This is a genomic window from Streptomyces alfalfae, assembly GCF_004127445.1.
GTDB lineage: Bacteria > Actinomycetota > Actinomycetes > Streptomycetales > Streptomycetaceae > Streptomyces > Streptomyces alfalfae.
This window is the reverse complement of sequence record NZ_QEXM01000043.1, coordinates 636,029-649,614: the sequence shown is the minus strand read 5'-3', so window position 1 is coordinate 649,614 and position 13,586 is coordinate 636,029. Positions and strand designations below refer to the sequence as shown.

7 protein-coding genes are annotated in these 13,586 nt (G+C 72.0%); 5 read left to right on the top strand and 2 right to left on the bottom strand.

Annotated elements, in window-relative coordinates; translation table 11 throughout:
- Positions 1 to 24 precede the first annotated feature (24 nt).
- The 4 genes from DCW30_RS25910 (at position 25) to DCW30_RS25895 (ending at position 9,546) form a co-directional block, all read left to right on the top strand.
- Positions 25 to 5,301 carry a type I polyketide synthase gene (locus DCW30_RS25910; RefSeq protein WP_076688735.1) on the top strand — a complete coding sequence of 1,759 codons (5,277 nt, stop codon included), beginning with the start codon at positions 25 to 27 and terminating at the stop codon, positions 5,299 to 5,301.
- 223 nt (positions 5,302 to 5,524) lie between these two features.
- The gene (locus DCW30_RS25905; RefSeq protein ID WP_076683891.1) at positions 5,525 to 6,082 is read left to right on the top strand and encodes a toll/interleukin-1 receptor domain-containing protein; all 558 of its coding nucleotides are present in this window, start codon (positions 5,525 to 5,527) and stop codon (positions 6,080 to 6,082) included.
- 5 nt (positions 6,083 to 6,087) lie between these two features.
- Positions 6,088 to 7,515, top strand: a complete 1,428-nt coding sequence (locus tag DCW30_RS25900) for a toll/interleukin-1 receptor domain-containing protein (RefSeq protein WP_237283361.1) — start codon at positions 6,088 to 6,090, stop codon at positions 7,513 to 7,515.
- 18 nt (positions 7,516 to 7,533) lie between these two features.
- Positions 7,534 to 9,546 (top strand): SPFH domain-containing protein, encoded by a 2,013-nt coding sequence (locus DCW30_RS25895; protein WP_237283360.1) that lies wholly within the window; start codon positions 7,534 to 7,536, stop codon positions 9,544 to 9,546.
- An 87-nt stretch (positions 9,547 to 9,633) separates the two neighbouring features.
- Here the strand turns inward: DCW30_RS25895 and DCW30_RS25890 are convergent, their stop codons facing one another.
- Complete coding sequence (locus tag DCW30_RS25890) at positions 9,634 to 10,794, bottom strand: magnesium and cobalt transport protein CorA (protein ID WP_076683888.1); 1,161 nt, start codon at positions 10,792 to 10,794, stop codon at positions 9,634 to 9,636.
- Positions 10,795 to 10,954: 160 nt separating this feature from the next.
- Here DCW30_RS25890 and DCW30_RS25885 point away from each other — a divergent pair, with 160 nt between their 5' ends.
- The gene (locus DCW30_RS25885; RefSeq protein WP_076683887.1) at positions 10,955 to 12,121 is read left to right on the top strand and encodes a winged helix DNA-binding domain-containing protein; all 1,167 of its coding nucleotides are present in this window, start codon (positions 10,955 to 10,957) and stop codon (positions 12,119 to 12,121) included.
- Positions 12,122 to 12,617: 496 nt separating this feature from the next.
- Here DCW30_RS25885 and DCW30_RS25880 read toward each other — a convergent pair whose 3' ends face one another.
- Complete coding sequence (locus tag DCW30_RS25880; protein WP_076683886.1) at positions 12,618 to 13,451, bottom strand: helix-turn-helix transcriptional regulator; 834 nt, start codon at positions 13,449 to 13,451, stop codon at positions 12,618 to 12,620.
- Positions 13,452 to 13,586 lie beyond the last annotated feature (135 nt).

Genomic DNA, 13,586 nt, shown 5'->3' with positions numbered 1-13,586 from the left:
ACCTTGACAGAGAAATGCGAGCGCATGCCCGAGAACAGGGAATCGATAGCCGTCATCGGCATGGGATGCCGGTTCGCCGGCGGGGTGAATTCGACCGAGAGCTTCTGGGAGCTGCTCATCGAGGGCCGCGACGGCGTCACGCGGATACCCGAGAACCGCTGGGAGAGGTATCTGGAGGCCGACCCGCAGAACGCGGCCGCACTGCGCGAAACGACCCGCATGGGCGCCTTCGTCGACGGCATCGCGGAATTCGACGCCGGATTCTTCGGCATCCTGCCGCGCGAGGCGGAGCAGATGGACCCCCAGCACCGGATGATGCTGGAGGTGACCTGGGAGGCCCTGGAGCACGCGGGAATCCCGCCGCACCGGCTGGCGGGCGGGGACACGGCCGTCTACGTGGGCATCGGCACCGAGGACTACGGACGCCGCCTCATGGAGGACATACCGCGGGTCGAAGCCTGGACCGGCATCGGCTCCGTGCACTGCGGAGCCGCGAACCGGATCTCGTACCACCTGGACCTGCGCGGCCCCAGCATGGCCGTGGACACGGCCTGCTCCGCGTCGCTGACCGCGCTGCACCTCGGGTGCCGGGCGCTGGAGTCGGGCGAGACCTCGCTGGCCATCACGGGCGGCGTCAACGCGATGCTGCACCCGGCCGTCACCAAGATCATGGATGACGCCGGAGCGTGCTCCCCCGACGGGCGCTCGAAGTCCTTCGACGCGAGTGCCGACGGATACGGGCGGGGCGAGGGCGCGGGAGTGCTCATCCTCAAGAGGCTGTCGGACGCCGAACGCGACGGCGACCGCGTGCTCGCCGTGGTCCGCGGCACGGGCATCATGCAGGACGGCCGCACCAACGGCATCATGCAGCCCAGCGCCCGCGCCCAGGCGGACCTGCTGCGCCGCACCTACCGGGAAGCGGGCATCGACCCGGCCTCCGTCGATTACGTGGAGGCCCACGGGACCGGCACCAGCGTCGGCGACCCCATCGAGGCGTCGGCGCTGTCCGAGGTCTTCGGCGCGGACCGGCCCGCCGACCGGCCGCTGCTCATCGGCTCCGTCAAGACGAACATCGGCCACCTGGAGGCGGGCGCCGGGGCCGCCGGACTCATCAAGGCCGTGCTCACCCTGCGGCACGGCGCGATCCCGCCCAGCCTGAACTGCACGGTCCCCAACCCGGCCATCCCCTGGGGCGCCAACGGCCTCGAAGTCGTCACCGAGCCCACGCCGTGGAAGCCCGGCACGGACGGCCCACGACGCGCGGGAGTGTCCGGCTACGGCTTCGGCGGGACGATCGGGCACGTCATCCTGGAGGCGCCCGGCACCGAGCGGCGGTCCGAGGCCCCGGCGCGGGCGGCCACGTCGGACGGCGGGCCCGCCGCCGCGTCGGACGGCCCGTGGCTCTTTCCCGTCTCCGCGGCCGGCCAGGAGGGCCTGCGGGCGAACGCGACCCGCCTCGCGGACTGGCTGGAGGGGCCCGGGAGCCGGGTGAGCCTCCAGTCGGTGGGGCACACCCTGGCCGAGCGCCGCTCGCCGCTGCCCCACCGGGCCGCGGTGATCGCCGCGGACCGGGCCGGACTCGTCGCGGCGCTGCGCGGCCTCGCCGCGGGCGAGGAGCGGGCGGACGTGGTCACCGGTGTCGCGGACGCCGAACCGGCCAAGGCCGTCTGGGTCTTCGCAGGGCAGGGCGCGCAGTGGACCGGCATGGGCCGCGAACTGCTCACCACCGAACCGGCCTTCGCCCAGGTGATCGACGAACTCGGCCCCGTCTACCAGGACGAGCTCGGCGTCACCGCCAGGTCCCTCCTGGAAGGCGGCGCCCTGGAGGGCCCGGAGGCGCTCCAGCCGGCCACCTACGCCGTCCAGATCGCGCTCGCGGCGGTCTGGCGCTCCCACGGCGTCGAACCGGCGGCGGTCATCGGCCACTCGATCGGCGAACTGGCCGCCGCCGTCACGGTCGGCGGGATGTCCCTGCTCGACGCCGCGAGGCTGGCGTGCCGCAGGGCGCTGCTGCTGCGCCCGGCGGCGGGCGCCGGGGCGATGGCGCTGGTCGGCCTGCCGTTCCGGGAAGCGGAGGAGCGGCTGGCGGGGGAGGAGCGGGTCTTCGCCGCCATCGAGTCCTCACCCGTCTCCACCGTCATCGCCGGTGAGACGGCGGCCGTCGCGCGGATCTGCGCGACCTGGGAGGCCGAGGGCCTGGTCGTGCGCAAGGTGCAGGCCGACATCGCCTTCCACACCGCCGAGATGGATCCGTACGCGGCCGAACTGCCGGAGGTCCTGGCGGGCCTGCGGGGCGGAAGGCCCGAGATCGGCTTCTACTCGACGTCGCTGGAGGACCCGCGGGGCGACGCGGACCTGGGCGTCGACTACTGGACGGGCAACCTGCGCAACCCCGTGCGCTTCGCTCAGGCCGTGACCGCCGCGGTGGAGGACGGCCACCGGCACTTCCTGGAGATCTCCAGCCACCCCATCGTCTCGCACTCCATCGCCGAGACCCTCGGCGCACTGGGGACGGACGAGCCGCGGGTGACCGGCACCCTGCGGCGCGACACCCCCGAACAGCGGACCGTGCTCGGCAATCTCGCCGCCCTGCACTGCGCGGGCGTCCCCGCGGACCTCGGCGCCCGGTTCGCGGACGGGGCGGACCTCGCCGACCTGCCCGTCATGGCGTGGCAGCACCAGACGTACTGGAAGGACTCCCGGCCCGGCGGGCGGCCCGGCGTCCGCCGGCACGACCCGGACACCCACACGCTCCTCGGCGGCGCCACCCGTGTCGCGGGCAGCACCCCGCTCTGGCTCTGGCAGACGTACCTGGACATGGCCGGCCGCCCTTACCCGGGCAACCACCCGGTGCACGACGTGGAGATCATCCCGGCGGCGGTGCTGATGAACACCTTCCTCCAGGCCCTGGCGCACGCCGGGGTGGAAGGACCGGGGCGGACACGTCCGGCGCTGGTGGACGTGGCGCTGCGGGTGCCCGTCTCGGTGTCCGTGCCGCGCGACATCCAGATCTCCTACCAGGACTCGACCCTGCGTCTCGCCTCCCGGATCAGCGACGAGTCCACGCCGGAGGGGGAGGACTCCTGGCTGACGCACACCACGGCCTCCATCGACCCGCTGGGCGGGGTCCCGAAGACCCGGTTCGACGCCGACACGGTACGGGCGCGCTGCGCGGAAATGGTCAGCCCGCACTACCTCCACGAACGCGTGCGGCAGATCGGCGTGGCCGGCATGGGCTTCCCCTGGGAGATCCAGGAGCTGCGCCGGGGCGGGCCCAACGAACTGTTCGCCGTCATCGACACGGGCGAGGCGGGGACCGGCACCTGGGCCTCGCTGCTCGACGGGGCGATGACGGTCACCTCCGTGCTGTTCCTCGGCGAGCCGGTCGTGCGGATGCCCTCGAACATCGCGCGCCTGGCCCTCCTCGGCGACCCGCCGCAGCGGGCCCAGGTGCATGTGCGGGCCGCTGAACGGGCGCACGGCGCCGACACGCTGGACGTCGTGGTGGCGGACCTGGAGGGGCATGTCGTCGCCAGTGTCAGCGGCATCAGGCTGACGGTCCTGACCGGCGACCCGAGCGCCGCCGCGACACCTCGCGAACTGGTGCACGAGGTGGTGTGGCGGCCGCTGGAGCTGCCCGCGGCACGCCCCTTGCGGACCGTGGTGGCCGTGGGCGCGGAACCGCGGGGCCTGGCCGCCTCGTGTGCCGCCGCCGACCTGGACTTCCTCGCCGTGGACTCCCCCGAGGAGCTGGCCGCGCTCGGCGCGCGGCTCACCGACACCACCGCCGTCCTGGCGTTCGGCCCGCCCCGTCAGGGGCAGGACGTCGAACGGGCGGCGCACACCGCGGTCTGGACGGTCGGCCGCACCGTGCAGCAGGTCCTGGCCCATGCGGCGGGCCGGCCGCGGGTGTGGGGAGTGACGACCGGAGTACGCGAGAGCGCGGACCACGGGGCGCTCGCGCAGTCACCCGTCTGGGGCCTCGGCCGCATCGCCGCGGCCGAACACCCCGACCTGTGGGGCGGGATCATCGACCTGGACCCGGCGGACCCGGACGAGCACGCGTCACTCCTCCAGGTGGTACGGGCCCGTCCGGAGGCCGATGTGATCTCGGCCCGCAGCGGTGTCCACGAGGAGACGAGGCTGGTGCCCGTGGCCGGCGCGCCCCGGCAGGGCTCCGTCGAATGCCGCCCCGAGGGCACCTACCTGATCACCGGGGGCCTCGGAGCCCTCGGTCTGGAGACGGCGCGCTGGCTGGCGGGCCGCGGCGCCCGGCGCCTGGTCCTCGCGAGCCGCCGGCCCTTCCCGCCCCGTTCCGAATGGGACCGGCGGCACGATCCGGTGACCCGCGGACAGATCGAGGCGCTGCGGGCCCTGGAAGGGCTCGGAGTCACCGTCGCGGTGGTGTCGCTCGACATCACGGACGCCGAGCAGGCCCGCAAGATCCTCAGCAGCGCCGAGCTGGGGCTGCCGCCGATCCGCGGAGTGGTGCACGCCGCGGGTGTCGTGGACGCGCGGATGGTCGCCGACATGGACGCCGAGTCGCTGAGCGCCGTACTGCGGCCCAAGGTGGCCGGAAGCATGGTGCTCGACGAACTGTTCCCCGCCGGGAGCGTCGACTTCATGGTGCTGTTCTCGTCCTGCGGCCACCTCTTCCGCTTCCCCGGCCAGGGCGCCTACGGGGCGGCCAACGCCTTCCTCGACGCGTTGGCGCGGCACCGGAACGCGACCGCCCACGACCACACCATCAGCTTCGGCTGGTCCTCGTGGCGCGGCCTCGGCATGTCGGCCTCCTCCGAGTTCATCGCCGCGGAACTCGCGGCCTTCGGCCACGCGGAGATCTCCGCCACCGAGGCCCTGCGCTCCTGGGAGCACGCGGAGCGGTTCGGCGGGGCGCCCTACGCCGTCTTCCGCCTGGTGTCCACGGACGGCGGACCGCGCCGCATCCCCCTCACCGCGGAGCTGGAGGTCGCGGCGGGCGGGCCCGAGGACGAGGAGGCCCGGACGCCTGACTGGGCCCGCCTCTCCTCGGGGGAGCTCATCGGGCGGCTGGTGGAGGAGGTGCGCGGGGAAGTGGCGAGGGAGATCAAGCTGGCGCCCGAGGAGATCGGGCTGCAACGCCCGCTCCTCGAAATGGGCATGGACTCCGTGATGACGGTGGCGGTCCGCCGTTGCCTGGAACGCCTCTTCCACCTGACACTCCCCGCGACCCTCCTGTGGAACCGCCCCACGGTGCTGGCCATCGCCGAATACCTGGCCGAGTGCCTGGCGCCGGCGGGGGCGGGGAGCGGCGAGGCGTAGAGCCACCGGGGTGACCGGCACCCGCGCCTGCCGGTCACCCCGGGCCCCGGCGGGGGACAGGCCTCAGACGACCCCTCAGAGCCAGCTGCGGGGTGCCGAGCACGCGGTGCGGCTCGGGCATGTGACCGAATGTCATCCCATAGAGCGTTCCGACGAGCGTGGGAGCGAACACCCCTGGTGTGAAAGGCGTCTGCGTTCCGCGGCCAGGGGCTAGCCTCAGTGCATGGGGTCGGTCGAGTTGGCGCTGGGCGTCATCGGCGCGGTCGCGACCGTGATCGCGACCGCCATCCAGGTGCGCGACCGGCTGTCGCGCCGACGAGCTCCTGCGGCCGCGCCGCCCACCGTGGAGCCTCCCGCTGATCCCGGCGGCGGTTACGACGCGTTCGTCTCCTACGCCCGGGCGGACACCCGGACGGCGCGGGCCCTTGCCACCCGGCTCCACGCCGAGGGACTGCGGGTCTTCCTGGCCGAGTGGATCGGCCCGGGACTGGTGGAGACCCTGGAGAAGGAGACGGCCCTTCGCACCACGGCCAACGGCATCCTGGTCTTCAGCGGCACGACCATGAACGACGCCGCGATCCGTGACGAGTACGCGGCGCTGCTTCGGCGAGTGCACTCGGGCGGGCGGCGCTTCATCCCCGTGCTGGTGGACGACGTGGACCTCCCGCCGTTCGCCGAGATCCGTCGGCCGGTAGACCTGCGGAGCCCGGGCAGCGCCCCCTACGACCAGAACCTCACCGCGCTGGTACGGGCCTTACAGCCTCGGAGTGATGCCACCTGACCAGCGTGTTCGTCTCCTATGCCCGTGAGGACGCCGACTGGGCGAGGGCCCTGGCACATCGTCTCGGCCGACGCGGTCTGCAGGTCATCTTCGATGAGTGGGACGTACTGCCCGGTGACGTGACCGTGCACCACACCGAGGCCGCGATCGACAGCGCGGCGTGTGCCCTCGTGCTCATCAGCCCCGCCTCGCGCACCTCGCCATGGGCCCGTGAGGAGTACGCGGCCCTGCTCACGGCCGGGACACGGCGGAGTCTGCGGCTCATCCCCGTGCTGATCGGGGATGCCCCTCTGCCGCCCCTGGCCGCGAGCCGGGTCTGGCGCGACTTCAGACACATGGACGGTTCCGGCTACGAGGAGAAGGTCGACGAACTCGTCGCCGCGATCCGTGGCGAGACCGTCCGAGGTGGCTCCGACGGGTCCGCCGCGCCGGGACACGAGGAGAACATCGCGGCGGCCCAGCCGCTGCCGCCACGCCCCCTCACCCCGCCCGACCAGCCCGCTGTCGTACTCTGCTACGCCGCGGCGGACGCGGCGTACGGCCAGGCACTGGCCGACCAGTTGAGACGAGCGGGACTGCCCGTCTGGTCGGTCGCCGATCTGCGGCCGGGGGACTCCCACGTCTGGTCGGCCCAGCAGCAGTTGGACTTCGCGGCGGCCGTGATCGTGCTGATGTCGCCGTCCTCCCAGGAGTCCGAGGACGTCACGCGCATGATCCTGGAGGCGATGCACCACCGGCGTCCCTTCTTCCCCGTCCTCATCGAGGGGCAGCGCAACTACCTCCTGGCGCACACCTGGTACGTCGATGCCCGGGACGGCCGGCTGCTGAACGAGGACGAGGTCGGCCTGCTGAAGGACCTTGACGCCGCTTCCCGGAACGGGGCCTCGCCGGACGGGACGCCCACGGTGATCCCGGCCCCGCCCTCACAGCCCGCGGTGGAGACGGTCCGGGTGCCGGCGTCCGTCTCCCTCGGGCGGCTCGACAGCTATCTCGCCGAGCGCAATTTCGCGTACGCGGACCTCCAGACCACCGCCATCGTCCTGGAGGCGGCCGACCGTCTGGACGAGGGCTGGCTCAGCACGCGCCATGTGCGCCGTGTTCCGGCCGAGGTTCTGGCACGCGTCGACGGGGTATGGGCCGATCACACACACGGACGGCAGGGCTGGCGTGCCCAGGCGGCGCTGGCCGTGGTGCGAAGCAATCGGCATCTGGACTTCCTCGCGCTGTCGGTGGCCTGCGGATGGCGCAGCTCCAAGAGCGCGCTGGTGCCGCGGTCCTACCAGGAGCTGACGAAGATGGCGGGACCCGGCCCCCGCAACGCGTACTACCCGACGCTGCGCAATCCGCAGAACGAGCCGTTCAGCCACTGGTACGACGAGTGGGTTTCCACGGTTCTGGCCGTGCATCTGCACATGGGGAACGGGGGTCGGTAGATGAGAGGGACGCACCGGGTGGATCTGGGCATCTACCTGGTGGGGTGCGCCGCCGCACTGTGTTCCCTGGCCGTCTCCTTTGACCTGGCGCTCTATGTGCACGCGTCGATCAACGTCTTCGCCGTCGTCGTGGTGACGCGCGGCATCGTGCGGAAGGTGGAGACGCGGAAAAGAGAGGACTTGCGTTCCCATCCGCCCTTGGGCTGCCTCTTTCTCTTCCTTCTGCTTTATGTCACGGCTTGGGAGATCGCACACATGAGTCTGATGATCATCGTCGCCCTTCTGCTCGTTCTGGTGGTTGCCGGTGTCGCCGGTCGGCTCTGCGTCCGATATGTGCCGGCCGGCCATGTAGGTGTCGTGCGGCGACTCCACGGCCGGGCCCATCCGGAGTTCCCCCATGTCACCCCGTACGCCACCCATGGAGTGCTCGCTCGCACCCTGCTGCCGGGGCGCCACTGGAGGGCGCCGTTCCTCTACCAGGTCCAGTGCGTCCCCCGGACACACGTGGCGGAAGGGAAGATCGGCCTGGTCACGGCGAAGGAGGGGCGGGCCCGGCTCTCGGGCCGGGCTCTGGCGCGCGCCGTATCCTGCGACAACTTCCAGAACGGTGAGGATTTCCTGCTGAAAGGCGGTGAAGCGGGCACTCAGGTGGGGGTGCTCGCGGGCGGGCAGTCCTACTCCATCAACACGGAGCTTTTCGAGGTCCAGGAGGTCGACCGGACCCACGTCCCGACCGGCACCATCGGATTGGTCGACGCGAAGGCCGGTAAGATCCCGCCGCCCGGGTCTCTCTTCGGCCCCTACGTGGAGTGCGACGACTTCCAGGACGGCGGGCGGTTCCTCGACGGCGGCGGTCAGCAAGGCAAACAGCTCGCCATTCTCCCCGGCGGTGCTTACTACGACATCAACCCGGCTCTGTTCGACGTCATCACCACCTACAATGTGGGAACACGCGGCGGCGAACTGACGGAATGGCATCTGAAAGAGGTCTCCATTCCCGCCGACCAGACCGGCGTGGTGATCGCGCTCGACGGCGCGCAGCCGGAGGGCGACCGGCCGGGACCGTCCGTGCCGGGCCACCAGGGATACCGTCTGCCGTGGGTGTTCCTCCAGAACGGCGGCTGGCGGGGCGTGCAGGAGGAGACCCTGAGCGGGGGAACGGTCTGTGCGCTCAACCCGTATTTCGTCCGCGTCATGCTGATTCCAACCCATCTCCTCACCCTGGAATGGGATGAGAAGACGCCCGGAGAAGAATTGACGAACTATGACGCGCATCTGGGTCGGATCACGGCTACCGTGCAGGGGTACCGGCTGTTCGTGGACGTGAGGCAGCTGCTCCGGATTCCGGCGGAATCCGCTCCGGAGTTGGTCAGGAGGAACGGCGGAGGACAGTTCTCGGGAATCGGTGGCCTCCACTACGATCGGCTGCCCGTCCAGCGCTTCGTGCAGCGTGTCCTGGGCGCCATTGTCGCCTCGTACTTCAGCCAGATCGCCACTGCGTTGTCAGTGCAGGACTTCTTGCGCAATTATCGAGAAACCCGTCTCGACCTCGCCGCTCTGGTGGAGAACGAACTCAGGGAGTGGGGGGTGGAATCCAGAGGCACCCATCTGGGCGAGTTCCGCGCGGAGGACGAGGCGCTGAACGAGATGCTGCAGAAGCCGGCCTTTGAGGAGATGCGGAGCGAACTGCTCACGCTGCAGCAGGGCAACGCTGAACGTGAGGACGCGATCGACGTCGTGCGGATGCGGGCGGAGAAGCGGCGCAAGGCCCTGGACCTCAAGGCCGAGATCGAGGCCCTCGGCCTGGACAACGTCATGGTGCTGAGGATGCTCAAGGAGATCACCCAGGCGCCGGTGCCCCAGTTCATCAGCGGGGGAGACGTGTCGGCATTCCTCGAAACACAGCCGGTCTCCCGCCTCGAAGGGCTGCTGGAGAAGATGCGCAACCTGAACCCGGGTATCGGTGCCCAGAGTACGGAGCAGCCCTCACTTCCTCGGACGGACGCCGACCCGGGCGACATGAAGGAGTGAGACGCGCGGCAGCGCACGTACGCGGTGCGGAGCGCGCCGGGAGCGGGAGAACACGTCCCACGGGGGCCGCTCATACTCGCGCGCTTCCTATAGCCAGTCCCGCTTCTTGAAGATGATGTACAAGCTCGTGCACACCGCTGCCATCAGCAGAACCGCGAAGGGGTAGCCGTACACCCAGTGCAGCTCCGGCATGTGGTCGAAGTTCATGCCGTAGATGGTTCCGACGAGCGTGGGTGCGAACAGGATGGCCGCCCACGACGAGATCTTCTTGATCTCCTCGTTCTGTTCGAAGCCCGCCTCCGCCAGCGCTCGCATCTCCGCGTTCTGCTGCTGGGTCACCAGTGTCGCGTTGACCGTGAGGATGTCGGCGAGGGCCTGGCGGAAACCGTCGACGCGTTCGCTGGTGTGGGTGACGTGGTCGGCGACGTCCCGTAGGTAGCGCTGGAGTTCCTCGTCGGTGCCGTACTTCGTGAACCCCGCCATCAGCGCGTGCAGCATGCCGACCAGAGGACGGGTGGCACGCTGGAACTCGACCATCTCGCGGGAGAGTTCGTAGATGCGCCGGGAGACCTCGGGGTCGCCGCGGAAGACCTCGGTCTCGATCTCGTCGATGTCGTTCTGGACGCCGGCGACGACCGGAGCGTATCCGTCGACCACCGCGTCGAGGATCGCGTAGAGCACGGCCTCGGGGCCGAGCGCCAGCAGGTCGGGGGAGTCCTCCATGCGGCGGCGGACCGCCGTCAGGTCGGGGGCCGCGCCGTGCCGGACCGTGATGAGGAAGTCGGGGCCCACGAAGACGTGCAGCTCCCCGAAGTCGACCTCCTCGGAGACGTCGAGGTACCGCGCCGCCCGCAGGACGACGAAGAGCGTCTCGCCGTACCGCTCCAGCTTCGGGCGCTGGTGGGCCTCCATCGCGTCCTCGACCGCCAGTTCGTGCAGGTCGAACTCCGCGGCCAGCGACAGCAGCTCGGCCTCCGTCGGACGCGCCAGGCCGATCCACGCCATCCCCTCCCGCCGCTCGCGCAGCTCCCGGAAGGTGTCGGCGAGGGAGGACGGGGTCGCCACGCGGACGCCGTCGCGGTACAGGGCCGCCTGCACGACGCTCGCCTCGTCCCCCTGCGCGGCGGCCGGCCGCGCCGGGCCGGGCGTCTCCGCCTCCTCGGGCGGCGGAGCGGGCTCGGGGCGGACCGTGCGGCGCCACGCGTGCTTCCGCGTGCTCGGCGCGGGACGGGCCCGACGCTCCGCCATGTGCATCGCCTCCGGCCCGGACGTCGTACGGGCCGTGGCGCCTGCCGCCATGCCCTCGCGCAGGATATACACGGCGCATGACGTCGGGGTGGGCCCGGCATGGCCGCGGAATGTCGTATCGCGGACCGTACCTGTCCGCGAGGCTGGCTAACGTGACGCCATGACGAAGACGACCGGAAGCCCGGTGAGCCCTCGCAGCGGCGGCGCCCCCGTCCTGGACACCCGCGCGCTCAACCGCGCCACGCTCGACCGGCAGCTCCTCCTGCGCCGCTCCCGTGACCTCTCCGTCAAGGACGCCGTCAGCCACCTCGTCGGCCTCCAGGCACAGAACGTCAAGCCGCCCTACCACGCCCTCGCCGCCCGCCTTGCCGACTTCGACCCCGCCGAGCTCTCGGCGCTCCTGGAGGCGCGTGAGCTGGTCCGCATGGTCACCATGCGCTCCACCATCCATCTGCACACGGTCGAGGACGCGCTGACGCTGCGTCCTTTCGTGCAGGACGCGCTGGAGCGGGAGCTCGCCGGGTTCCGGCACGGTCTCGCCGGCGTCGACCTCCCGGCGCTCGCGGCGTTCGCGCGGGCGGCCGTCGAGGCGGAGCCCCGCACGATGAAGCAGCTCCGGGTGGCACTGCTCGTACGGTGGCCCGACGCCGACCCGCAGTCCCTCGCGGTCGCCGCGCGGTGCCTGCTGCCGCTGGTGCAGGTGACCCCGCGGGGGCTCTGGCGGCGGAGCGGGCAGGTGGCTCTGACCACGGTCGAGCAGTGGCTCGGCGGCGCGGCGCGGCCACCGGGCGCCGCCGCGCCGCCCCTCCCCGACGCCGTCGTCCTGCGCTACCTCGCGGCCTTCGGGCCCGCCTCCGTCAAGGACATGCAGACCTGGGCGCGGCTCACCCGGCTGCGGGAGGTCTTCGAGCGGCTGCGGCCCCGGCTCCGTGCCTTCCGCGACGCGAACGGCGTGGAGCTCTTCGACCTGCCGGACGCGCCGCGCCCGCCCGCGGACACGCCGGCTCCGCCGCGTTTCCTCCCCGAGTTCGACAACCTCCTCCTCTCCCACGCCGATCGGGCCCGCGTGATCCCTCCGGAGTACAAGGGGCGCACGTGGAAGGGGAACGTCTCGTACTGCGCCTTCCTGGTCGACGGGTTCCTCGCCGGGGTCTGGCGGCTGGAGGAGGACCCGCGGGGCGGGGACGCCGTGCTGACGATCGAGCCGTTCGGCAGGCTGAGCCGGGGCGAGCGGGGCGCTTTGACCGACGAGGCCGAGGTGATGCTGGCGCGGGTCGCCGAGGCGTCCTCCGCGTATGACATCCGCTTCGGCACGGGCATCGCCTAGGGCGGTTGTTGTGTCTGCGCGGGGCACGGGCGCGGCCCCCGCCGCTTCGCGGCGGAAGGTTCTCACCCGCCCACTCACCCGCCCGGTGCTCCGCGGTGGACTCGCCACGTAGGGGGCGGGGCGGGACGTGATCGGCGGTCGTAGGTCAGCGGAACGGCCGGCAGGCTGCGTCGCGTACCGGCCGGAGGGACGTGGGGGTTGGTGCGAGCGCAGCAGAGGGACCGGGCCCCGCCGAGCCTCCTCACTCCCGGCCCACGCCGAGATGCGTCCCGCCGGGCAAGGCCTCGGCCCCCCGTCGGACCCCAGGCATTCGGCCGGGCAAGGCCACGGTCCCGCAATGAACTCCCGGCCGTTCCGCCGGGCAAGGCCACGGCCCCGCAACGCAACGAACGCCTGGGCCTCCCGCCGGGCAGGGCCACGGCCCCGCGACGAACCCCAGGCGCGCCCCGCCAGGCAAGGCCACGCCCCCGCCAAGTCGACCAGCACCCCCGGGGAGTTACGGCAGAAGCCCCGCCCTCCGAGCCGCCACGACCGCCTCCAGGCGCGTATGCGAGCCGAGCTTCCGCATCGCCGACCGCAGATACCCCTTCACCGTCTCCGGCCGCACCCCCAGCCGCTCCGCCGCCACGGCATTCGTGACCCCCGCCGCCACACAGGCCAGCACGTCCACCTCGCGCGGAGCCAACCGCACCGGACGGGACCGTTCAGCCGCGGGTACCGTCGCCGATTCCAGGCGTCCGCACACGGCCAGCAGCTCCGCCCGCAGCGCCGGGTCCGCGATCCGCGGGGCCAGGCCGCGCAGCGCGCCATGCGCCTCGCGGACCTGCTCCCAGGCTCCGGGGCCCGCCACCGGCTCCCGCGCGGCGGCGAGCAGCGACCGCACCTCGTCGCGGACCACTAGCGCCTGCTCCACGTCACGCGCGGCCGCCACCGCCGCCGACAGCGTCCGGTCACCCAGTGGCCGAGCGATGCGCAGCGCCCCGTACAGAACGCCCCGCACCCGCCGCCGCACCACCACGGGCACCGCCAGCACCGACCGCAGCCCCTCCGCCTCGACCGCCGAGTCGTACTCGTGGCTGATGTGCCGGGACACGCTGTAGTCCGTGACGGCGCACGGCCGGGACAGGGCGACCGCCTTGCCGCCGAGCCCGGCCCCCGCGGAGACCGCGAGCCCGCACAGCGCGGGAGTCCCCGTGCCGCTCAGCTCCCCGATCCGTACATGCCGCTGCCCTTCGAGCAGTCCGCCGAAGGCCACCGGGAGGCCCGTGGCGCGGCGCAGCCGCAGCAGAGCGGTCCGCATCTCCACCGTCTCGACGCCGTCAGCCACCATGCGCCCGCCCTTTCACCTCGCGACACCCCCGTTCGGGGGTGGTGAGACCCGCATCACGAATTACACGATGTCCAACAGCGCCGGGCAATGAGTACGACGAGAACCACAGATCACGATGAGAACCACGGACGACGG

Excerpts from the sequence above, each read along its gene's own strand:
- DCW30_RS25910 (WP_076688735.1), top strand. The coding sequence starts at position 25 with ATGCCCGAGAACAGGGAATCGATAGCCGTCATCGGCATGGGATGCCGG.
- DCW30_RS25905 (WP_076683891.1), top strand. The coding sequence starts at position 5,525 with ATGGGGTCGGTCGAGTTGGCGCTGGGCGTCATCGGCGCGGTCGCGACC.
- DCW30_RS25890 (WP_076683888.1), bottom strand. The coding sequence starts at position 10,794 with ATGGCGGAGCGTCGGGCCCGTCCCGCGCCGAGCACGCGGAAGCACGCG.
- DCW30_RS25885 (WP_076683887.1), top strand. The coding sequence starts at position 10,955 with ATGACGAAGACGACCGGAAGCCCGGTGAGCCCTCGCAGCGGCGGCGCC.
- DCW30_RS25880 (WP_076683886.1), bottom strand. The coding sequence starts at position 13,451 with ATGGTGGCTGACGGCGTCGAGACGGTGGAGATGCGGACCGCTCTGCTG.